24 protein-coding genes and 1 pseudogene are annotated in these 21,351 nt (G+C 34.2%); 7 read left to right on the forward strand and 18 right to left on the reverse strand.

The genetic code is table 11. The features are described from left to right. From MVY38_RS08925 to amrA, 7 genes are all read left to right on the forward strand, one after another. Window positions 1-1,449, forward strand: a 1,449-nt coding sequence (locus MVY38_RS08925) for a thioredoxin domain-containing protein (protein WP_297485375.1), incomplete at its 5' end; no start/stop codon positions are given. A gap of 11 nt (window positions 1,450-1,460) precedes the next feature. Then, the gene (gene ppk2, locus MVY38_RS08930; protein WP_297485377.1) at window positions 1,461-2,396 is read left to right on the forward strand and encodes a polyphosphate kinase 2; all 936 of its coding nucleotides are present in this window, start codon (window positions 1,461-1,463) and stop codon (window positions 2,394-2,396) included. Window positions 2,397-2,406: 10 nt separating this feature from the next. Next, a complete protein-coding gene (locus tag MVY38_RS08935; protein ID WP_297485379.1) occupies window positions 2,407-3,117 on the forward strand; it encodes a lysophospholipid acyltransferase family protein in 711 nt (236 codons plus the stop codon). 2 nt (window positions 3,118-3,119) lie between these two features. Then, window positions 3,120-3,902: a pyridoxine 5'-phosphate synthase gene (locus MVY38_RS08940; protein WP_297485381.1), complete on the forward strand. Its 783-nt coding sequence runs from the start codon at window positions 3,120-3,122 to the stop codon at window positions 3,900-3,902. Beyond that, window positions 3,899-4,822, forward strand: a complete 924-nt coding sequence (pdxA, locus tag MVY38_RS08945) for a 4-hydroxythreonine-4-phosphate dehydrogenase (protein WP_297485383.1) — start codon at window positions 3,899-3,901, stop codon at window positions 4,820-4,822. The genes MVY38_RS08940 and pdxA overlap by 4 nt, the downstream gene beginning before the upstream one ends. A gap of 92 nt (window positions 4,823-4,914) precedes the next feature. After that, entirely contained in the window at window positions 4,915-5,928 is a 1,014-nt protein-coding gene (locus MVY38_RS08950; RefSeq protein WP_297485384.1) for a cytochrome-c peroxidase, read from the forward strand. Between the two features lie 49 nt (window positions 5,929-5,977). Next, window positions 5,978-6,526: an AmmeMemoRadiSam system protein A gene (amrA, locus tag MVY38_RS08955; protein ID WP_297485386.1), complete on the forward strand. Its 549-nt coding sequence runs from the start codon at window positions 5,978-5,980 to the stop codon at window positions 6,524-6,526. Here amrA and MVY38_RS08960 read toward each other — a convergent pair whose 3' ends face one another. The 18 genes and pseudogenes from MVY38_RS08960 to MVY38_RS09045 form a co-directional block, all read right to left on the reverse strand. Continuing rightward, window positions 6,527-6,784 carry a hypothetical protein gene (locus MVY38_RS08960; RefSeq protein WP_297485388.1) on the reverse strand — a complete coding sequence of 86 codons (258 nt, stop codon included), beginning with the start codon at window positions 6,782-6,784 and terminating at the stop codon, window positions 6,527-6,529. A gap of 28 nt (window positions 6,785-6,812) precedes the next feature. Further along, complete coding sequence (locus tag MVY38_RS08965; RefSeq protein WP_297485390.1) at window positions 6,813-7,496, reverse strand: class I SAM-dependent methyltransferase; 684 nt, start codon at window positions 7,494-7,496, stop codon at window positions 6,813-6,815. Continuing rightward, window positions 7,496-8,122, reverse strand: a complete 627-nt coding sequence (gene hisG, locus MVY38_RS08970) for an ATP phosphoribosyltransferase (RefSeq protein ID WP_297485392.1) — start codon at window positions 8,120-8,122, stop codon at window positions 7,496-7,498. Before hisG ends, MVY38_RS08965 begins: the two co-directional genes overlap by 1 nt. Continuing rightward, window positions 8,116-8,739, reverse strand: a complete 624-nt coding sequence (locus tag MVY38_RS08975) for a type III pantothenate kinase (protein WP_297485394.1) — start codon at window positions 8,737-8,739, stop codon at window positions 8,116-8,118. The genes hisG and MVY38_RS08975 overlap by 7 nt, the downstream gene beginning before the upstream one ends. Beyond that, window positions 8,739-9,083 (reverse strand): hypothetical protein, encoded by a 345-nt coding sequence (locus MVY38_RS08980; protein WP_297485396.1) that lies wholly within the window; start codon window positions 9,081-9,083, stop codon window positions 8,739-8,741. Before MVY38_RS08980 ends, MVY38_RS08975 begins: the two co-directional genes overlap by 1 nt. Beyond that, complete coding sequence (locus MVY38_RS08985) at window positions 9,070-11,259, reverse strand: EAL domain-containing protein (RefSeq protein ID WP_297485397.1); 2,190 nt, start codon at window positions 11,257-11,259, stop codon at window positions 9,070-9,072. Before MVY38_RS08985 ends, MVY38_RS08980 begins: the two co-directional genes overlap by 14 nt. A gap of 13 nt (window positions 11,260-11,272) precedes the next feature. Continuing rightward, complete coding sequence (locus tag MVY38_RS08990) at window positions 11,273-11,485, reverse strand: hypothetical protein (RefSeq protein WP_297485399.1); 213 nt, start codon at window positions 11,483-11,485, stop codon at window positions 11,273-11,275. A 24-nt stretch (window positions 11,486-11,509) separates the two neighbouring features. Next, entirely contained in the window at window positions 11,510-11,722 is a 213-nt protein-coding gene (locus MVY38_RS08995) for a hypothetical protein (protein WP_297485401.1), read from the reverse strand. Between the two features lie 46 nt (window positions 11,723-11,768). Continuing rightward, window positions 11,769-12,260: an HIT domain-containing protein gene (locus tag MVY38_RS09000; protein WP_297485403.1), complete on the reverse strand. Its 492-nt coding sequence runs from the start codon at window positions 12,258-12,260 to the stop codon at window positions 11,769-11,771. A gap of 9 nt (window positions 12,261-12,269) precedes the next feature. Continuing rightward, complete coding sequence (locus MVY38_RS09005; RefSeq protein WP_297485405.1) at window positions 12,270-13,553, reverse strand: TRAP transporter large permease subunit; 1,284 nt, start codon at window positions 13,551-13,553, stop codon at window positions 12,270-12,272. After that, complete coding sequence (locus MVY38_RS09010; RefSeq protein WP_297485407.1) at window positions 13,550-14,035, reverse strand: TRAP transporter small permease subunit; 486 nt, start codon at window positions 14,033-14,035, stop codon at window positions 13,550-13,552. The genes MVY38_RS09005 and MVY38_RS09010 overlap by 4 nt, the downstream gene beginning before the upstream one ends. An 18-nt stretch (window positions 14,036-14,053) precedes the next feature. Then, a complete protein-coding gene (locus MVY38_RS09015; protein WP_297485409.1) occupies window positions 14,054-15,751 on the reverse strand; it encodes a DUF4105 domain-containing protein in 1,698 nt (565 codons plus the stop codon). Between the two features lie 195 nt (window positions 15,752-15,946). Continuing rightward, window positions 15,947-16,393, reverse strand: a complete 447-nt coding sequence (locus MVY38_RS09020; RefSeq protein WP_297485411.1) for a DUF3015 family protein — start codon at window positions 16,391-16,393, stop codon at window positions 15,947-15,949. Window positions 16,394-16,455: 62 nt separating this feature from the next. Then, a complete protein-coding gene (murF, locus tag MVY38_RS09025) occupies window positions 16,456-17,901 on the reverse strand; it encodes a UDP-N-acetylmuramoyl-tripeptide--D-alanyl-D-alanine ligase (protein WP_297485413.1) in 1,446 nt (481 codons plus the stop codon). After that, on the reverse strand, window positions 17,902-18,633 hold the full coding sequence (locus tag MVY38_RS09030; RefSeq protein WP_297485415.1) for an alpha/beta fold hydrolase: 732 nt from the start codon (window positions 18,631-18,633) through the stop codon (window positions 17,902-17,904). A gap of 2 nt (window positions 18,634-18,635) precedes the next feature. Next, on the reverse strand, window positions 18,636-19,673 hold the full coding sequence (locus MVY38_RS09035; RefSeq protein ID WP_297485417.1) for a D-alanine--D-alanine ligase: 1,038 nt from the start codon (window positions 19,671-19,673) through the stop codon (window positions 18,636-18,638). A gap of 14 nt (window positions 19,674-19,687) precedes the next feature. Continuing rightward, entirely contained in the window at window positions 19,688-20,257 is a 570-nt protein-coding gene (ruvA, locus tag MVY38_RS09040; RefSeq protein ID WP_297485419.1) for a Holliday junction branch migration protein RuvA, read from the reverse strand. A gap of 2 nt (window positions 20,258-20,259) precedes the next feature. Continuing rightward, window positions 20,260-21,351 (reverse strand): annotated as a pseudogene (locus MVY38_RS09045) (hypothetical protein); the annotation flags it as partial.

Below are 21,351 nucleotides of genomic sequence, written 5' to 3' on the forward strand. Positions count from 1 at the left end.
ATTGAAGGATTTTTAAACCATCCAGAGCATCCTAAAGAGGCAACCGTTTTAAAAGAGGATTTTTACAAAAACTTTATGCTTCAAGCAAAAAACAACTACGATACAAGAAATGGCGGTTTTTCAAGCAAACCAAAATTTCCTCACGCAACAACACTCAATGCCTTAATAACAATAGATAGACTTTACAATGATAAAGCAGCAAAAGCGATGGTAGAGACAACACTTACAAGTATGGCAAAGGGTGGTATGTATGACCTCGTTGATGGAGGATTTTGTAGATACTCTGTAGACGAGAAGTGGCTTGTTCCACATTTTGAGAAGATGCTCTATGATAACGCCCTTCTTTGTGGTGTTTATAGTGAAGCATATAACACTTACTCTCATGAGAGCTACTTAAAGACTGCAAAAGAAGTGGCAGATTTTTGGCTCCATTTTATGAGTGAAGATGGACTTTTTTACAGTGCAAGTGATGCAGATAGTGAAGGAGGTGAAGGCACTTACTTTACATACAGCTATGAAGAGGTTTACACAGTTTTAACTCAAAATGGTTATAACAACGCTCAAGAGATGTGCCAAGAGATGAACATCTCTCACCATGGAAACTTTGAAATGGGTCAAAATATAGTAAGATTTGAGAAAGAGGTGCCTTCATGGTTTGATGAAGTAAAAATTTTACTCCAAAATCTTAGAGCAAAAAGAGAGTACCCTTTTATAGATAAAAAAGTGCAAACTTCTTGGTCGGCGATGATGATAAATTCACTCTTTAAATTAGGCACTATTGACTGCATTTACAAAGACAAAGCTATACTAAGTTTGGACAAACTTTTAGATACAATGTTTCTTGATGGAACACTTTACCATACAACCCTCATTCACAAAGAGCCAAAAGTTGAAGCTTTTTTAGAAGATTATGCTTTTCTTTCACAAGCCCTACTCACTGCGTTTAAATATACACAAGATGAACTCTATCTCATCCATGCACAGAGATTTATAAACAAGGCACTTGAAGAGTTTTATGACAGAGGTTTATGGAACTTTAGTGCCGGAGAATTTGCTGTAAAAGCTGAAGTTACAGATACAACCTATACAAGCTCGGTAAGTGTCATGGTAGATGCACTCTTAACACTTGGCACACTCCTTGAAGATGAAAAATATACCCATTTTGCTTTTAAAACAATGGAGTATAACTCTTATGAGCTTGGACGCAAACCAATTTACTACCCTTTTATGCTCATACAAGCTTTGAGATATGTAAAAGGTGATAGAATTATAAAGACAACAGCACAAAAAATACAAAACGGTGCATTAGCAAGTAAAGTATTACACTATCCTTTTACTCTTTTTAAAGTGTCAGAGGAAGATGGTTTTATGATTTGTGGAGAGACAAGTTGTTTTGCAAATACGCAAAATATTGATGAGATTAATACACTAATAACAAACTCACTTTAAAGGAGAACAGTATGGGTCAAGAGAGAGATATACTAGATGATGAAATAAGTGATGGAACAGAGCTCGAAGAGATAATCCATGAAGATAGACGAAAAAACAAAAAAGAGCTTAAAAGTGAAAAGCGTGAAAAAGATCCACATAAAAAGCGTGTAGCGGTCTGGGTAAAAGATGAAGTTCTGCAATATGAAGATGAACTAAAAACGCTTCAAATTGAACTTCTTAAGATGCAAAATTACATCAAAGAGAGTGGACAAAAAGTGTTAATGATATTTGAAGGACGCGATGCTGCTGGAAAAGGTGGAACGATTAAACGCATTACAGAGCATCTTAATCCTCGTGGTGCAAGAGTTGTAGCACTTGATAAGCCAAGTGACAAAGAGCGTACACAGTGGTATTTTCAAAGATATGTTCAACACCTTCCTGCAGCTGGAGAAATAGTCCTTTTTGACAGAAGTTACTACAACCGTGCAGGAGTTGAGCCTGTTATGGGATTTTGTACACAAGAGGAGCATAAAGAGTTCTTACATGAAGTACCTGAATTTGAAAAGATGCTTGTAAATTCCGACATAAAAATCTTCAAGTTTTACTTCTCTGTCTCAAAACATGAGCAAAAAAAACGCTTCGATAAAAGACGCACGGATCCACTTAAACAGTACAAACTCTCGCCTGTTGATGAGCAGTCACAGGGCTTATGGGACAAATACACCATAGCAAAATACTCTATGCTTCTTGCTTCACATACAGAGTATGCTCCATGGACGGTCATTCGCTCAGACAACAAGAAAAAAGCTCGTATTAATACTATTAAACATATTTTAAATCATTTTAATTATCCTAAAAAAATCTCTAAAAAAAAGCTTAAAGCTGATGACACTATTCGTATTCATGCTAATGATGAGATAAAATTGATGGAAACAGAGATGACTCTTAAAAAGAATAACGCATAAGGAAAATTATATGTTCAAAGATTTAGGTAAATATATTTTTATGATAGAACTTGGATATAAATATATCAAAATATTTAAAAAAACTTATTTTCATCCATTTATTACACAAAAGTACGGTTACCAAGAGCTCTCTAAAGAGCGACAAAGTTACTGTAATGATGTTTTAAATTTTCTAAATATTGAAGTGAAAATCATAGGTGAACTTCCTAAAAAAGATAAAATTCTTTATGCTATAAATCATAGGTCTTTACTTGATATTCTTGTAATGGAAAATGTCTTTTCAAGATTCCATAAAAATGGAACTTGGATTGCAAAACAAGAACTCTTTGATGATCCACTTTATGGAAAATTTTTTCAATACAGTGGTTGCATTAGCGTTGATTTGGAAAATAAACGAGGTCTTTTAACATTTTTCAAAAAAATCAAAAAAACTTTTGCAAAAGTAGATGATATGAATCTCTACATCTTTCCAGAGGGTGAAAGATTTAAAGGAGAAGGTGTACAAGAGTTTCAAGGCGGTGCGCAAAAAATCGCCAAAGCAAACAATCTTGATATAGTTCCTGTCTATATCAATGACCAACTTGAAAAAGTGTTTAAAAATGCACCTTATCAAAAAACTTACACTATAGAAGTACATATTGGTGAAATTATCAGCCATGAAAACTTAGAAAAAAAATATTTAGAATTTTACAATAGAGTAAAAGAAAAAGAGGAAAAATAACGATGACATTAGGTGTAAATATAGACCATGTAGCAGTTTTGCGAGAAGCTCGTAGAGTAAATGACCCAGATATTTTACAGGCTCTTTATGTAGCATGTGAAAATGGTGCCGAGCAAATCACCATTCATCTCAGAGAAGACAGACGCCATATTCAAGATATTGATGTTAAAAACATCTTGATGCACTCTAAAGTTCCTGTTAATTTGGAGTGTTCCATTAATAGAGAGATTTTAGATATAGTAAGTGAGCTAAAACCCCATCGTGCGACTCTTGTTCCTGAAAAGAGAGAAGAGGTTACAACAGAGGGTGGACTTGATCTTTTTACACATGAAAATGAAATATCGTATGCAATAGAGCAACTCCACGATGCATTCATTCCTGTCTCACTTTTTGTTGATCCAACCATAAAAGCTATGGAGCAGTCAAAAGAGTTAGGTGCGGAAATGGTAGAGCTACACACAGGTGCATTTTCAAACATCTATGCCATGTTAAACTCCTCTTTGCCCTACTCTAATCACTCTCTAAAAGAGTTAGAATTATCAAGAACTGCATTGAGTACAAAGTTAGAAGAGTCTATAGAGCAGATAAAACTCTCTGCAATTCATGCAAAAAAGCTTGGACTTGAAGTAGCAGCAGGACATGGTCTTAACTACCGAAATGTTCATGAAATAGTTAAAATTCAAGAGATTTCAGAGTTAAATATTGGTCAGACTATCATCGCTAGAAGTGTTTTTACAGGATTAGCAGAAGCAATTCAAGAGATGAAAAGAGCAACTAGACGATGAACAAACCGACTATAGCCATAAGCATTGGCGATTTGAGTGGTGTAGGCATAGAACTCGCTTTCAATTCCCATAAAGAAATCTCAAAACTTTGTAAACCAGTTTATTGCATCAATGAGGAGATGCTTGCACAAGCAGCCACCCTGCTAAACGCAGCTATACCTGATGATTTTACTATTGCCCCTATTGATGGGTATTTTGATATAAAAGTAGCAAAAGTAAATGCACAGAGTGGCAAGTATGCTTATGACTCTTTTATGAAAGCCATAGAACTCTGTCAAACCCAGCAGGCTGAAGCTGTAGTAACACTTCCTATTCACAAAGAAGCTTGGATGATGGCAGGGCTTGAGTATAAAGGGCATACTGATTTAATGCGTAAGTATTTCGACAAAGATGCCATTATGATGCTTGGTACTCCAGATATGTTTGTAGCACTTTTTACAGAACATGTTCCTCTCAAAGAGGTTGCCTCTGCAATTGAGCACAATAGACTAAAGCAATTTTTTCTTGACTTGCACAACTCTATAAAAAAAGAGAAAATTGCCGTGCTTGGACTGAATCCCCATGCAGGAGACAATGGTGTTTTAGGCGATGAAGAGCAAATCATCACAAAGGCAATAAATAGTGCCAATGAAGCAATAGGCTTTGAACAGTTCGTTGGTCCAATTGTTCCAGATGTTGCTTTTGCACCCTACTTCCGTAAAAACTACAACTATTTTGTGGCAATGTATCATGACCAAGGTTTAGCACCACTCAAAGCCCTCTACTTTGATGAGAGTGTAAACATCTCTCTCAATCTTCCAATCATAAGAACCTCAGTAGATCATGGCACTGCGTTTGATATTGCATACAAAAATCAAGCCAATAATTTGAGTTATTTAAACGCAGTAAAAAGTGCAATAAAGCTTATAAAAAACAGTTAAAAGATAATTATTTTCTTTTAAGTCTTTTCTCGCTATAATTCTCCTACAAAAAGATAATTATTATCTTTAAATATATTTACTAGGATAGACTTATGAAAAGAATTGTAGCAATTACACTCACAACGGCTTCACTCATGGCAGGTTCATTAGCACAGGATGCAAAAAATGCAGGACTCACACCTATTCCAGCGTCACAAAGCGCGCTTTTAAAGCTTATTGACAACCCGAAAAACCCTATTAGTAAAGCAAAAGTAAAACTTGGTGAAAAACTCTATATGGATCCTCGTCTTTCAAAAAGTGAACTCATTTCATGTAACACTTGTCACAACCTTATGGAAGGTGGAGATGATGGTGTAGGCGCTGCTACAGGACATAAATGGAGACACAATCCTCACCACTTAAACTCACCTACTGTTTATAATGCTGTATTTTTTGGTTCACAATTTTGGGATGGACGCGCAAAAGATTTAGAAGCTCAAGCACAAGGACCAACTCTTGCTCATCCTGAAATGGCAGCAACAAAAGAGCATATAGTTAAAGTTATAAAATCTATGCCTGAGTATGTCAAAGAGTTTAAAGAGGCTTATGGAGATAATGTAAAAATTACATTTGAAAAAATTACAGATACCATTGGTAATTTTGAAAGAACTTTAGTAACTCCTGCACCGTATGATGCATTTTTAAATGGTTACAAAGAGGCTATGACTCCTAAACAAAAAGAGGGATTAAAAACTTTTATTCAGATTGGTTGTGCATCTTGCCATAACGGCGTAGCACTTGGTGGAGAGATGGGTGCATTTAATGTAACAGGAACATACAAATATATGAGTACAGGTGACTTCAAAGGCGATAAAAATGGCATGGTAAAAGTACCAACACTTAGAAATATCACTGAAACAGCACCCTATTTTCATAATGGTATGATTTGGAATTTAAAAGATGCCATCAAAGAGATGGGGCGTATTCAACTTGGTACAAAAATAAGCGACAAGCAAGCTAGCTCCATTGAGGCTTTCTTAGGTTCACTCACAGGTAAAAAACCGCATATGATGATGCCAATGCTTCCAGCATCTACAGATGCAACTCCAAAGCCGGATTTGAATTAAAAGAAAACTTAATAGTTAAAAATGTATAATTTTCAATAAAGAGGAAATTATGAGTAATATTATAATTACATATGACGAAAAAAAGTTAATAAAAACTATTGCCAGAGCTGCACTTGATGAGGCTGTTAAAAACAATAAACAGCTTAGTATTGATCCTTCAAAATTACCTCAAATTCTGAAGGAGAAGTTAGGTGCCTTTGTCACCCTACATGAAAATTCCAAATTACGCGGTTGTGTTGGAAGGTTTGAGCCTAATCAACCGCTTTATGAAATTATCATAGATATGGCAATTTCAGCTTCACGATATGACACAAGATTCCAACCTGTTACAGAGCAGGAGCTTGATAAAATAAGCATTGAAATTTCCATACTAACCCCCAGACAAAAAATAGACTCAGTTGATGAAATAGTAGTTGGTAAACATGGTATTTATATGGAATATGGCGGTAAAAATGGAACATACCTACCACAAGTAGCTACAGACATGGGATGGAATGCAAAAGAATTTTTTAGAAGCTGTTGTGAAGAAAAAGCGGGCATAGCCCCACAAGATTGTCCAAAAGCAACAATCTATGTTTATGAAGCTATAGTTTTTTAACTATAGCTTATCTGCTGTAAGTCCAACTTCTTCAAGAAAGTGACGAAGTTTTGTAATGGCGTCTTTTGAAAGTTCTGGTCTATGTGAAAGCGTAAGAGAATGCTCTTTTCCATTTAGATGAATAATAGCGCGATGCTCTTTATTCACATCAACTTTTGCACCATAATGTTCTAAAGCAACCAATAACTTTTTACTATCGATATTTCCTGACATTGGGTGTTCAAAAACTTTTTGAATTTTTTGTTTGTGTTTACTCATATCTATATCCTTATTTTGTTATACCTAATTATCGTCTTTTAAAGATTAAAAGCGTCTTATCTTCTGTGTCATAAAGTGAAAAAATCTGCTTTTCAATAAGTTTTAATCCCGAGAGTTTTTGAAAGAATTGTATCTTATGAAAATATTGTACAATGGTATCTTGATATTTCATATATCTACCGTCTTCATCTTTTTCAAAGAGTGTAAATTTTGTATGAAGTTCTTTATTTTCAAACGCAGCATCTACGACTAAAAACTCATCGTCTTCATCATTGCTCATCGTACCCTCTGCAACATCACTAAATCCATAGAGTGTATTTATATCTGCTATAAAAATGCCATCATCATTAAGTTTTTCAGCAATTGCCTCACAAAACTTCACTAAATCATCTTTGTCCATAAAGTTAAGAACATCAAAAATACTTACAATAGCATCATATTTACCAGCGACATCTGCCACATCAATGCACTCAGCATCGAGTCCTGCTTCTTGACACTCTGCAACCATCACAGCACTTAAATCGACACCCTTACACTCTACACCATCACTTATCATGCGTTGCATAAAACCACCACGACCACAGCCTACATCAAGAAGTGTTTTTACGTTATAATCATCAAGTTCTGAACGGTAAAGGTCATAAAGAGCTTCAGTAGCCTCCTCTATTCCTAAAAGATGCTCTGCTTTTGCATATAAATCTAAGTTTGTCATTAAGCGTTTTGCTCTGCTTTTATCACTGCGTTTATCTTCTCATAAATGTCTAAAACTTCATCTTTTTTAGAGATATATGAGTTTTTATTTGCTATAAGATAAGTAGAACTTGTCATTATGTCTTGAACAACTTCAAGCCCATTTTGCTTCATAGTCGTGCCTGTCTCCACAATGTCCACAATCATATCAGCAAGCCCGATAAGCGGTGCAAGTTCAATAGAACCATAAAGCTTAATAATGTCAACACTTACAGCTCTCTCTTCAAAGTAACGCTTTGTAATATTTACCATTTTAGAAGCTACTTTGAGTTCTGGTTTACTAAGGTCTAGCTTTTCACCTTTTCGCATACCGATGGCAACTTTACAAACACCACGACGCAAATCAAGCAGACGAACAACATCAAGCCCCTGCTCTTCTAGCGTATCAAGTCCTACAACACCAATGTCTGCTGCCTGATGATAAACATAAGTGGCCACATCTTGATTTCGTACAAGTAAAAAACGAAACTTTGGAGTCTCAAGTATCAATTTTCTATCATCAAATTTAAAACTATCACCAAAAATAGTCTCAAAAATTTCTAAAGTCTCTTTCGCTATACGACCCTTTGGCAGTGCAACTGTTAACATAAGCTTTCCTCATTCTCTTTTATAATCTTTTTCATAGAATTAAAAATCAACTGCTCATCAATTTTTGCATCCTTAAATATCTTTTTAAATTTTGACGCATCCCCACCTGTTAAAATAATAGGTAGATTATGGGATATAAGCTCAAGATAAAGTGTTTTTAAATATCCATAACTTATAGCATCTTGTGAATTTTTTGGCATTATATCTAAGTCACACTCAAAGTTAAATGAATATGCAAGAGCAGGAGAGATATTTTCATAAGTTTTTTGCATTGCCCTTACCCCAGGATAAATAAATCCACCACAAAAAACTCCATTTTTCACCATATCAACAGTAAGCGCACTTCCTGCATCAACAATCACAGCATTTTTTACTGCCATTGCAGCGACAATTCTATCGATGCCCATAGTCTCATAGTATTTTTTCTTATCTACAAACGCAGCTAAATCAATCCAATTTTCTAAAAAGGAGAGTTTTTTACTAACGGCTGCATTTACAGAGATAAAATATACTTTTTTTGTAATTGATGTCGGATTAAATGTAGAAACACTCTCTTTAAATGTATTCTCACCGTCAAGAAAGTGGTATGAAGTATTGCCAATATCACAAAGAAGCATTACTGAATTTTCCAGAGAGCTTCCTTAAAAGCTTTTTGAGCTTTAGAACAAAGAGGAGCATCTATAAAAATGATTTTATGCTTAAAATTATGCTCACAATAAAGCGTGAGTTTTGCATATATCTCTTCAAATTTATGTACATCTTTCATCAAAATACGGCTCTTTTGACTCACTGCAAAAATAGCCCAAAAATAGCCATAAGTATCTGTCGCTTTATAAATTTTTATTTTATTTCTGACTCCCAATTCTTTAGGAGCAATCTCTTGCATCTTTTTAAAAAGTTTTCCTTTTTTTCTTAAGGAATCAACAACCATCTGCATATCTATACTCTTATCTTTTATCATTTTTTGATAGAAGAAAATCTTTACAAATCATGGCTGAGAGCGGTTTTGAAAAGTAATATCCCTGAATGTTTACACATCCTTCTTCTATAAGAAAATCTAACTGTTCCTTCGTCTCAACACCTTCTGCTATTATTTCTAAATGAAGATTTTTTGCAAGTGCGATAATAGTTCTAACAATAGAGACTGCATCTTTATTATATGGAAGATCTATAATAAAACTACGATCAATTTTAATCTTGTCAACTGGCAACTCTTTAAGATACGAAAGCGAAGAATAACCAGTACCAAAATCATCAATAGCAATAGAAACCCCAAGTTCTCTCACTTGTTTAAGTATCTCAATGGAGCGTTTAGGATTATTCATAACTTGACTCTCTAATATTTCTACTTCTAAATAAGCTGGATCAAAATTTTCACTCAAAAGGATTTGTTTTAATTCAGTAACAAAATCACCTTTTTCAAGTTTTTTTGTCGAAACATTAACAGAAACTTTCCCAGTTTTCACACCCTCTTTATGCCACATTGAAAGTTGTCTCATTGAGTGAATTAACATATATCTATCTATGTCAATTATAAGATCACTCTCTTCACAGAACGGAATAAATTCACCAGGATAAATAATACCCTTTTTAGCATCCCTCCAGCGGATTAAAGCCTCAAGCCCTACAACCTCATTTGTTAATGCATTTATTTTTGGTTGGTAATAAGGCACTAACTCCTGATTTTTAAGAGCACTGCGTATATTTTTATCAAGTTCAACTCTTTTTTGAGACATTTTTCCCATCGATGCATCATAAGTTACATAGTTATTTGATCCTTTATCCTTTGAAATATACATCGCAGTTTCAGCATTTTTGAGTAAACTATCTACATCATTTCCATCTTGCCCTAAAATACTGCGACCAATACTAAATGTAATGTGAATATCTTTATTTTTTATATAAAATGGCTTTTTCATAATAAAAATAATTTTTTCTATTAAATTTGCATTACTATAATCAGTCATACTCGTTTCAACTACAACAAATTCATCTCCACTAATTCTCGCTACAATGTCATTTTTATGTATACACTCTTTAAGTCTATCCGCCACTTTTCGCAACAATAAATCACCTATATCATGTCCATATACATCATTTATCTTTTTAAATTTATCTAAATCAAGAAACACAATTCCAACCTGATACTCATTAATTTTAGCATTACTAATAATGTTATCGAGTTTATTAACCAAGGAAACCTTATTGTCTAGCCCAGTAAGAGGATCATTCATTGCTATAAACTTAATCACATCCGCTTGCCTTTGTATCTCTAAATCTTTTTCTGCCAAATCTTCCAAAAGCTCTTCGTAGTAGTCTGCGACACTTTTACTGTAATTTGTAATAAAAACTTTATAAAGTAATAACATTAACAATAAGAATAACAGAACTGCTATTAAAACAATTTTTTCTATCTCTTTATCCACGCTAGAGAGGTCAATATCTCTAAGGTTTTTTGCTAAAATAATTTTTACTTTACCTACTGAATCTATATTTTTCAACTCAAATGCGCTTAAAAGTAAACCACTCTTTTCATCTACAACATAGCGATCAAGATTTGCCATTTTTTTTCTTGGTAAAATATTAATAGTCTCAATAAGATTGGAAAAGTAAAAAGGGTTTGAAAAGTAACGGCTTTTATTTTTATTGACCATGGCTATGACACTATAGCCTTTAGCATCAAAGTGAAAAGCAAAAGCATCAAAATCAGCCCTTGCAACAAGATTAGATATATATTTCCCTTTTGCATTATATACGGGAGCAAGAGCAGTAATAGTGATGTAGGGTCTGTCTTTGTAAAAAGCAATAGTACTTTGAATAGATTTAGAGGGTTTTGCAGTTCTTTTTGGCAAATAAGAAAATTTGATATTCTCAAATAAAGAATATTTTTTTAAGCTAAGAGAAACTCTGTCTCCATTTTGCGAAGAGGACTGAGCCATTATTGCAGTTGCTACTGCAAGTTCTTTTTTCTTAGTTTCTATACTCTTTTCAAAATTCGAGGATAACTTTCTTACTGTTTGCAAATAGATACCATCTTTAAGCTCATCAATAACTCTTGAAGAGTAAATATAACCTATACTCCCAACTATGCTAAGTAATATTCCTCCAACAATTGTTATCCTTAATCTATTTGCCATATATATTTTTTACCTATTTACTTAAACCAAGTTCTGCAAAAAGTACTTCAAAATACTCACTAATATTGAGCAATTCCTCTTTGAGTAAGCCAAAAGCTTTATCTTCTTCAACCCACTCTTCTATGCGTTTTACGCTATCACTTTTCTGATTTTCATCCAACTTATCTGATTTAACAACGGCCTCTTTGATTCTTTGCAGATGTTCTCTATGTTTATGTGCACTCATTGTTTGTCCTTTGTATTGTTTGTTTTAATAATTTTTATATTTTCCAGCTTTTGCTGCTGCACGAAGTTCTTGAAGCTTTTTATCCATAATATTTAAAATAATATCAGCTGCTTCACTATCATCACCTTCAGGAACATCCCAATCAGTAATTTTCATATTTGCTTTAAAAAGTAACTCTAACTCTTTTTCAATTTCAGCTTTTCTAACAGCCAATTCTTTAATAACCGCATCTGTCATTTTCATATCCTTTATTTTCTTTTAGTATACATCAATTCTAGTAAATTTATATATATTTAGGAATCAAACTTTTGAGTTTTTTATATATTTTTTCAAAATCTGTTGAATATACTCGTGTTTGAGCTATAGAAGTAATGAAATTTGTATCTCGTTCCCAACGGGGAACCAAATGCATATGAATATGTTCTGCAATTCCAGCTCCTGCAGCCCCACCAAGATTCATCCCAATATTAACACCCTTTGCACCGAATCCCTCTTTTAAAAGGCGTACACATTTTTGTGCAAGTGTTGACATCTCGAGCCAAGTCTCGGCAGGAAGCTCTTCAAGCTTATCAGTATGCATATTTGGAATAATCATAAAATGCCCTGGGGTGTATGGGTATTTATTCATCACTATAAAACAATTTTTAGCTCTATATAAAACATGAAGTTTTTCATCTTCATCTGCATGTGAATATATGTAACAAAAAATGCATCCTTCAATTTTTTCATGTGTAACATATTCATCGCGCCATGGGGCATAGAGTATATTTTCCATCACTTCCTCCTATAAAAATGCAAATACTAAATCTGGAAATAGAATAACAACTCCTAAACCTACAAGTTGTAACAATATAAAGGGAATAATACCCTTGTAAATATCCATAGTTGAGACACTATTTCCCGCTGCACCTTTGAGAAAAAAGAGTGAAAGTCCAAAAGGTGGCGTTAAAAATGAAGCTTGTAAATTCATAGCTATAAGCACGCCAAACCAAATAGGGTCAATTCCAAACGCAGACATAACAGGAACTAAAATGGGAACAATGATAAAACTTATCTCTATAAAATCTATAAAAAAGCCAAGTATAAAAATACTAAACATCGCCACGCCAATAAAGACCCAAACATTTCCAATGTCATTTGAGAAAAAGTCAAGTATTAAATCCGTTCCACCCAACTCATTAAAAACAAGACTAAACGCAGTCGCACCAATGAGTATCATAAATATCATTCCCGTAAGCTTCATCGTCTCAAAAAGGGCATACTTTATCATCTCAAAGTTAAGTGTTTTATTAAACGCAGAGAGTATCACACCACCAATAACACCAAACGCAGCTGACTCAGTAGGTGAAGCAATACCTGCAAAAATACTCCCTAAAACTGCCAACATCAAAAGCATTGGAGGGACAATGGCATATAAAACAGAGCTAAAAGTCACCTTCTCTTCACTTACAATGGCAGGAGCGTCCTCTTTTTTTATATAGGCTCGAATAAGTATGTAGGTGATATAAAGTGAAACAAGTATAAGTCCAGGAAGCACTGCACCCATAAACAGATCACCGACGCTTACACTCATTACATCACCTAAAACGATTAAGATGATAGAGGGTGGAATAATCTGTCCAAGCGTACCACTCGCAGCAATCGTTCCAGAAGCCAGACCTTTATTGTAACCTGCATTTAGCATAAGTGGCAGAGCAATAACACTCATCATAACAACAGAAGCTGAAACGATACCAGTAGAAGCAGCAAGAATAGCACCAACAAGAACCACACTTACACCAAGTCCACCACGAACACCTTTAAAAAGCGCGCTCATAGACATTAAAAGTTTCTCTGCCATCCCAGATTTTTCTAAAATTAGACCCATCATAATGAAGAGTGGCACAGCCATAAGCGTAGTGTTACTCATAATTCCATAAATACGAAATGGCAAAATATTGAAAACTTCTAAGCCAATGTCAGGAATAAAAAAGGCAAACATCATAGCAACGCCACCAAAGGCAAAGGCAACAGGAATACCAAACAAAAGGAGCATAAGTGCTACCACAAACATTACTAAAGCTATCATAATTCTCTAAACCTTTTTATATCACTCCAAAGCTCTTTAAAGGCCTGCATTGCTAAAAGTATAAAAGCTAAAGGCATCAATGATTTTACTATCCAACGGTATTTCAATCCACCTGGATCACTCGAAGCCTCATGCTGAACAAAACTAAGTTCCACAAACCCAATACCGATGTAAATAATAAGAAATGAGAGAGGAAGCACAAAAAAAACAAATGAGAAAATATTTATAAGTGCCTTTAGTTTTGGTGAGAACTTTTCATAAAAAATATCTACACGAACATGAGCATTATTTCGCAAAGTATATGCAATACTCAACAAAATAACCACATCAAAAAAGTGCCACTCCAACTCTTGTAGAGCAGTAGAACCTGCTGAAAAAAGATAACGACTTGTTGCATCAAAAACAACTAAAAGCACTAAAGAAGCCAATATAAACGCTGTCAGATAGGAGACATATTTTGTAATATTATCTATAAATTTCAAACACTTCCACCTCTATAATTAAAAATAGTATTTAAACATAAGCCTAAAAGTCTGTTCACTTTGCATCTTCTTTGCTTTGAGTTTCTCTTTATAGTCGTATTTTAACACGATTTGGCTATTTTTAGATACTCTTACTCCTTGCAGTGCATTTATGAGTAACTGCTTCCTACCATTGTCATAGTACCTTTGTCTAAACTCTACATTTGTATTCAAATTTTTAAATTTATCAATTTTAAACCCAATAGTACCACCTAGCCCACTAACGGGTTGATTTTGTATATATAAAAGTGGATCTAGTAAAAAGTAGAGATAACCCATTTTATTACCCCAACTATACCCTGCTCCGATAGTAAAATCAAAAGTAGGTTTTGTCGTGAGATAGTCATTGTCCCACCCTATTTTTGTTCGCCATGAAAAGCTTTTAAAAAATTCACTTCTTTGGGCTAAAGAGACTATAGAGATGATTGTAGCATCTTCAATTTTCATTGTATTTTCTCTATATGAAGCTAATAAATTTAAAAATTCTATTTGTGTTCCTCTTAAAAACCCGTAGTTACTATCTTCTAAACCATGATAAGCAGGACGAAAACCAAGAAAACTAATAAGCTTAGAATCTCTTACTCCCACTCCTGCTTGCACACGAACTGCACGGTGCCCATTTACTGGGTTAGATGGTGTTTTTATTTGGAGTGATTTGCCAATGCCCAGCTTTGCTCTTTGTGTTGTTAGCTCATGAAAACGCTCAAGATAATCCTCTTTTTTTACTTTCTCTCTACTATATTGATACTCTAAATACTCAATGGCAGCTTCTAAAATATACTGTTTTTGCGTTATATTTATACTTTTATTTGCATCTATATTTTTTGCCTTCATCAAACCATTCACAAGTTTTACAGGTAAATAAACATATTTATTATCTATTAAATTCTCATATTTTAGAAGCTTCGTTCTTTTTGAGGGACGATAATTGTAAGAAGTAACTATTCCTGCATTTTTTACTACATGAACCGTTTCCAAAGGAATCACCTGATAAGTAAATTTTGAACGCAAATCAAGAGTTGGACGAGCTGCCTCGAGTAACCAAAGCATATTATAAGAACAGTTTTGAGTAAAAAAATAGTAATATGAATGTGTTCCGTTTAACTCCCAAATATGCCTAAACATACGCACAGTCTCTTTTTGTGTAAGGTTTAAATCATATTCCCAAATATCTCTCTGCTCAGAATCTCTATACTCTTTTAGTTTATCGTAGTAAGGAAGCAGAGAATACATTCCATAGTAGCCACCGGTGAGCCCTTTTATTGCAAAGAGTATGCCATTTTCTTTCGTTTCATCTGCATCTGCAGCATAATTAACAGCATAAGAGAGCAGCTTAGAGTGATAAGAAGAGTTTATGCGTAAAAATGTATGCCCAAACATAGAAGCTGGAGAGTTAATATGTGCAGCAGGAAAAACTAAAGTAGTAGATTTTGGATCAACTCTTTTAAAAATCTTCTCATACTCTACACAATTTGCTTTTGGAAAATTAGTGGCTTTGAGCTGCTCTTTTAACCAAGCATAGCGTGCAGGAAATTTACATATGCTTGAATTATCATCCTTTTTTTGTGGTGAGAAAAAGGCATCAAGTGTTGCGTTTAGTTCACTTGAGGGATTAGTCGCACCATCTATTGCAAAAAAGAAATTTGGATCATCTATCTCACTACTACCACCATTCATATGCAATAAGATATGCCAATAATGTTTTTTTGAGAGTTGTAGTTGTTCTGCTCTATTTTTATAATTTTGAACACCTGTTGCACAAAAAAGCTGTGTGCTAAAAAGTATAAAAAGAGTTATTTTTAAAAAATTAATACTGAAACCTTATGTTGAAGAGAGCTTTGTCACACAGGGAAGTTCCTGTGTGATATAAACTTATAATGCAGTTGTAGAAATATTATCTAAAACATCAGCCATTTTAACTGATTTAGAACTATAAATTTTATTGTAATTTGCTTGAAGTGCCGCATTGAAAGCCACTTTATCACTTACTTTTAAAAGTTCATCTAAAGCATCCAAAGACTCACCGTGACCAACTGCTATCTCTTTTGCTAAAATATCCATATTTGAAGCAACAAATTCTGACGCTCTCTCATTCATAACAAGTTTAGTCTTTTTACATCCCAATGTACCAGAAGTAATACCAAAAGTTTGGTTCATTGAAGTACCATTTGTAGTAGCTTGAAGCGCTAACATAACAGCAGATGAATCATCTTTAATAATCATTGCACCAAGACCACAACCTGTTTGGCTATTTACCGTAGCAAATGCACCCGTACTTAATGCAGCAACAGCTGCTAAACTTACTAACAATTTTTTCATTTTCGACCCTTTTTTTCTAAGATGAGTAATTGTAAACAAACTAAGCTTAATAATTTCTGTTATTATATAAAATTCGGTGCATCATTCGCAAAAAGGATAATATCTCCCGAATTCGTCTGATTTGCAAGAACATCGACCATTGCAGATTTATCAGAGAGCATTATTTTATTTTTAACTTTTAGGTTTTTATTAAAAAGTTCTGCATTGAGTGCGCCTGTTACTATAACAATGTCAAAAACATCATTTATAGCTTTTATGAGTTGTAAATTTAACTCTTTTGTACTCTCGACAAGCCCTGGAGTGACAATTACCTTGCGACCGTCATGTAAAGAACAGAGTCGAATGCCCTCTAACATACCATCAATGTTTCCATTATATCCATCATCGAGAATAATTTTTCCACCTGCTTTTATGAGTTGCAGTCTATGCTCTACAGGTTCAAGCTTTTTGACTGCGTTTACAATCTCTTTATGAGTCATTCCAAAGGCTTTTGCCACTCTTACAGCTACAGCAATATTCATCGTCTGGAATCTGCCAAGTATATTTGTATGAAGCTCATAAATCTCATCATCTATGCTAAGCTTAAACGCAGTCCCATCAAGTGTTGCCTCTACATCACTTATTTCATCACCAAAAAATGTTACTTTTTCATGGGGTTCATCTGTTACAGAGGTATGCACAAAGGCTCTTTGTAGGCGAGGAGATTTTATAATTTCAAGCTTCGTAGTAATGATGTTATGCAGTGACTTAAAGTACTCAATATGGGCTTCACCAACCCGACCAACAACTACGGTCTGTGGCTCTAAAAATTTTGTAATTATTTCTATGTCACCCGTCTCTCTAGCTCCAGCTTCACACACATAAATCTGAGTATTTTCTTGAAGATTATTGTTCACATCAGCCACTATACCACCTAAAGTATTCACACTTCGTGGCGTTGCATAAACGCTAAACTTCTCTGACAAAATTTGTGCTACAAAGTTTTTTATACTTGTCTTTCCATAGCTCCCTGTTATGCAAATTATCTGTAAATCTTGCATACTTTTTAGCTTTTTCTTTGCCTCTTTTTTATAAATAGTAAAAAGATACTTCTCTATAAGTGTACTTCCAATATAGGCAATAGCTAAAGGGAGTAAAACGCCATAGGTCGCACATCCCTCTTTTAAGGTACATAAAATATCTTGAAAAAGCGTAAGCGAAACTAAAAGAATGAGAAATCGTTTTACACGCCAAGTAAGTACAAGTTTTTTATCGAGTTTTTTATACCAGACAAAAATAGCAGGTAAAAAAGCAAAAATAAAAAAGATAATAAAATATTTTCCAGTAGTATAGTAAGCAACGAATGGAATAATAAAGTAAAGAATATGCCAATAAGGTTTGTGATGTTTAAAAATGACTCTCTCTATCTTATAGTCATACCACTGCAGATTAGTAATAAGATACCATCCAAGTAACATAACAAATACGACATTTGTTACAAACGCAGCCAGAAGTTGATAATTTTGCATCTACTCTCCTAAAGTGAAAAAAGTTTTTTCTATTTTTTTTGCTATATCTTCTGCATTGTTCATAAAAAAGTAATGGTCTCCATCATAAACATAGAGCTCAGAATTTTTTATAAGCGAGTGAATCTTTTGTGCCAAACTCAGTGGCGTAGCAGAATCTTCTCGTCCCCAAAAAAGCAAGGCTTTCCCAGAAAAGGAGGCAAACTCTTGAGTAAAATCTTCATTCACCACATTTTTAAAAGTTATGTACATATCTTCACTCAACTCTTTTGCATCATCAGCTACCAAAAGAGAGCGAAATTTACTTAAACCAAAAAGTTTAAGGAGTTTAAACGCAGCTATTTTTGCCTTTATGGTAAAACTCTTTGGCACATATATGCCAGCACTTGCCACAAGTACTAAAAGTTTTGGCTCCAACAAAAGAGCGACCTTACCACCAAAAGAGTGTCCTAGCACAATATTAGAAGAAGCATCTATCTCTTGCAAAAAAATTCTTACAATATCTACCACATCTTTTGTCTGCATGGCACAACAAGCAGTTGAATTTCCAAAGCCGGGAAGATCAATATAAATATGTCTAAATCCCTTCATATATGGAGAGAAAAACTGTTTCATAAGATTTTTATTGCTTCCCCAACCATGTAAAATGACAAAATCAATCTTCGCATTTGGATTGACAATTTCATAACTTATATCAATATTTTCGCCACAGTACACAATGGATTTCTGTGCCATATTTACTTCCCTTTCGCCTTAGAAATGGAGTGAATATACTCATAATTAGTTTTTATTTGCTCTCTTTTAGGGAGTGATTGAGAGAGTGATTCTATGGCTTGTATAAAATCTTCAAAAAGATAATTTGCCATTGAACCAGGTATAGGATTTATCTCATTAAGCAATACTTCATCATTATAAACAAAGAAGTCACAACGAATTAATGCACCCTCAAAAAGACCGCTATAAACTCTTTGAAAATTTGATTTTAGCCGTGCTGTAAGTTCCTCTTCTATATTAGCACTTAAAACCTGCTCGCTTCTTGAAAAGTCCATATATTTTTTTTCAAAATCTAAAAACTCCTCTTTATGAGGCTCTTCCACAATTGAAAAGTGCATTTTGTTTTGGGCATAGTATCCTGCAAGATTGTACTCTTTTACACCCTCTAAAAATGGCTCAACTATCACTGTACTATCAAATTCAAACGCAACATCTAAAGCATAGTCAAGTTCACTCTCCTCTTTTACAATACTCACACCAATAGAGCTTCCAAGTCGAGAAGGTTTTATGATAATAGGGTAAGGAGTCTCAATATTTGCCGCCTCATTTTTGTGTAAAACTTCATACTTTACACTTTTTACACCAATTGCATCACACAAATACTTTGTATATCTTTTATCATACGAAAAAGTACAAGCATCTTTTCTTGGTCCAATGTAATCAACACCATAAAAGTCCAATAATGCAGCTACTGTTCCATCTTCACCATCTGCACCATGAATAAGATTAAGTACCACACTCTTGTATTCACTCTTTGAAAACATACCTTTTTGCATAAAGCACCCTTTTTCAAGAGTAAGTTGAGGCATCTTTTTATGCTCACCACTTGAGAATGTTTTTGCTTTCATTTTTGATGTATCTATAAGATAAAACGAATGGTCTGTATCACAAAATATAAATGTTAAATCAAAAGAAGCAAGCTTCTCTTTAATCGTTATTGCACTGACAATGCTAATTTCATGCTCAAAACTTGCACCACCAAATAGTATAGTTAATTTCAATATTTTTTTCCTTCTTAAATTGTTTGTAGTAGTTTTAATGCACCTTTGACAAGTGAAGCTGTATCTTCGCCCTCACATGCACTTAATGCTTTTGCTATTTTATCTTTTTTAAATCCTAATGCCTCTAATGCTTCACTTGCTTGGCTATATGCCAAAGAGCCTGAAGAGCTCTCTACTCCAGTAAGTATTTCTGCATCAAAGCCATTCAACTCTACTAAGATACGCCCTGCACTTTTAGGTCCAATTCCTGGAACTTTTTTTACACCGTTCATATCTTTATTGTTTATAACCGTTGCAAATTGCGTTGGTGTATAGGTAGAACATATTGCCATGGCAACTTTTGGACCTACGCCGCTTATTTTTATAAGGCGCTCAAAGAGTTTTTTTTCACTCATCTCTAAAAATCCAAAAAGCAACTGTGCATCTTCACGAATTATATGCCTTGTATAGAGTGAAACTCTCTCACTGCCAAGAGCAGAAAAAGTATGTAATGAAATGAAGACCTCATAAACAACACCATTAACATCAATATGGACAAAAGAAGGCTCTTTATGTACTATCTTACCATTTAATCCAACTATCACTTTTACTCCTCTTTCATAGGACGAATCGCATACTCGTCATCATCAAGTTGTACCAAACCAAACACATGCTCGTTTGAATGTTCCATCGGCTTGTAAACAATCTCCATAGGAGGGTCAACAAGTTTAAATTTAATTATGTTGTATCCTTTCCATGTATCTCTCATTATCACTCTTGCATCAAAAATGTTGTCTTGAAATGAAGCAGTTCTTGTCGTAAGTAGATTTAATTTATCTTGCACTACATCACTTTGTGCTGTCAATTCTTTGAGTTTTTCCTGCATTTTTTGAAACTGCTTATATTTTTTTACAAAACTCTCAGGCATTTTCACACCATTTTTTTTGTAATGAATCAAACGCTTTTTTATCTCTATAAATGCAGGAGTTCCTTCTTTAACAAAAGTTGTGTACTGCTGCACATCTTTTTTTATACTTTTTAGCTCATACTGTAACTCTTTTATCTGCTTAGAATTCTCTTTTAAACCATTTTGTTCATCTTTTTTTAGCAGTGGATCAATAGTAAAACTATTCTCACTCCCTATAAGCTTTTTTACCTCTATAAGCCTTGAAGCTGTTACATGCACATGTGAAGAACAGACATTTATTGTCACCTCTTTTGCACGAATATGTCCACCTAAAGCCTGATTTACATGTACTTCATTCCCATCAATCTCCCCATGTTCAAGACGATCAACAAAAATTTTTTTACCATAAGCCTTACCCTTGTGAACATGAATTTCCACATCATCAGCGCGTATCATAGCACTCTTATGAGTCTGCCCGCCAATCTTCGCTTTTTTAGCAATGACTTTTGCATGTGAACCAACATTTCCATCAATGTCAATTTCACTAACCTCAACAGTCATACCAGAGCCAATGGCATCTTTAATGGCATCAGCTTCAGTTACAAAAATATTTACATCAGAATCAACACCGCTTTCAATCGAACCAGTTGTTTTAAAACTTATCTCACCAACATCTACTTCTGTTTTTATCAAGTAAGTATTATTTTCAAAGGCAATATAACCATTCTCTTTTGCAATATATTGAATTGATTTATCATCTTCAACCACTTTAATAGTCACATCGACTTGAAA

Source organism: Sulfurimonas sp., from assembly GCF_027056685.1.
In the GTDB taxonomy this organism is placed as follows: Bacteria; Campylobacterota; Campylobacteria; order Campylobacterales; family Sulfurimonadaceae; genus Sulfurimonas.

Excerpts from the sequence above, each read along its gene's own strand:
- ppk2 (WP_297485377.1), top strand. The coding sequence starts at position 1,461 with ATGGGTCAAGAGAGAGATATACTAGATGATGAAATAAGTGATGGAACA.
- MVY38_RS08935 (WP_297485379.1), top strand. The coding sequence starts at position 2,407 with ATGTTCAAAGATTTAGGTAAATATATTTTTATGATAGAACTTGGATAT.
- MVY38_RS08940 (WP_297485381.1), top strand. The coding sequence starts at position 3,120 with ATGACATTAGGTGTAAATATAGACCATGTAGCAGTTTTGCGAGAAGCT.
- pdxA (WP_297485383.1), top strand. The coding sequence starts at position 3,899 with ATGAACAAACCGACTATAGCCATAAGCATTGGCGATTTGAGTGGTGTA.
- MVY38_RS08950 (WP_297485384.1), top strand. The coding sequence starts at position 4,915 with ATGAAAAGAATTGTAGCAATTACACTCACAACGGCTTCACTCATGGCA.
- amrA (WP_297485386.1), top strand. The coding sequence starts at position 5,978 with ATGAGTAATATTATAATTACATATGACGAAAAAAAGTTAATAAAAACT.
- MVY38_RS08960 (WP_297485388.1), bottom strand. The coding sequence starts at position 6,784 with ATGAGTAAACACAAACAAAAAATTCAAAAAGTTTTTGAACACCCAATG.
- MVY38_RS08965 (WP_297485390.1), bottom strand. The coding sequence starts at position 7,496 with ATGACAAACTTAGATTTATATGCAAAAGCAGAGCATCTTTTAGGAATA.
- hisG (WP_297485392.1), bottom strand. The coding sequence starts at position 8,122 with ATGTTAACAGTTGCACTGCCAAAGGGTCGTATAGCGAAAGAGACTTTA.
- MVY38_RS08975 (WP_297485394.1), bottom strand. The coding sequence starts at position 8,739 with ATGCTTCTTTGTGATATTGGCAATACTTCATACCACTTTCTTGACGGT.
- MVY38_RS08980 (WP_297485396.1), bottom strand. The coding sequence starts at position 9,083 with ATGATAAAAGATAAGAGTATAGATATGCAGATGGTTGTTGATTCCTTA.
- MVY38_RS08985 (WP_297485397.1), bottom strand. The coding sequence starts at position 11,259 with ATGGCAAATAGATTAAGGATAACAATTGTTGGAGGAATATTACTTAGC.
- MVY38_RS08990 (WP_297485399.1), bottom strand. The coding sequence starts at position 11,485 with ATGAGTGCACATAAACATAGAGAACATCTGCAAAGAATCAAAGAGGCC.
- MVY38_RS08995 (WP_297485401.1), bottom strand. The coding sequence starts at position 11,722 with ATGACAGATGCGGTTATTAAAGAATTGGCTGTTAGAAAAGCTGAAATT.
- MVY38_RS09000 (WP_297485403.1), bottom strand. The coding sequence starts at position 12,260 with ATGGAAAATATACTCTATGCCCCATGGCGCGATGAATATGTTACACAT.
- MVY38_RS09005 (WP_297485405.1), bottom strand. The coding sequence starts at position 13,553 with ATGATAGCTTTAGTAATGTTTGTGGTAGCACTTATGCTCCTTTTGTTT.
- MVY38_RS09015 (WP_297485409.1), bottom strand. The coding sequence starts at position 15,751 with ATGAATGGTGGTAGTAGTGAGATAGATGATCCAAATTTCTTTTTTGCA.
- MVY38_RS09020 (WP_297485411.1), bottom strand. The coding sequence starts at position 16,393 with ATGAAAAAATTGTTAGTAAGTTTAGCAGCTGTTGCTGCATTAAGTACG.
- murF (WP_297485413.1), bottom strand. The coding sequence starts at position 17,901 with ATGCAAAATTATCAACTTCTGGCTGCGTTTGTAACAAATGTCGTATTT.
- MVY38_RS09030 (WP_297485415.1), bottom strand. The coding sequence starts at position 18,633 with ATGGCACAGAAATCCATTGTGTACTGTGGCGAAAATATTGATATAAGT.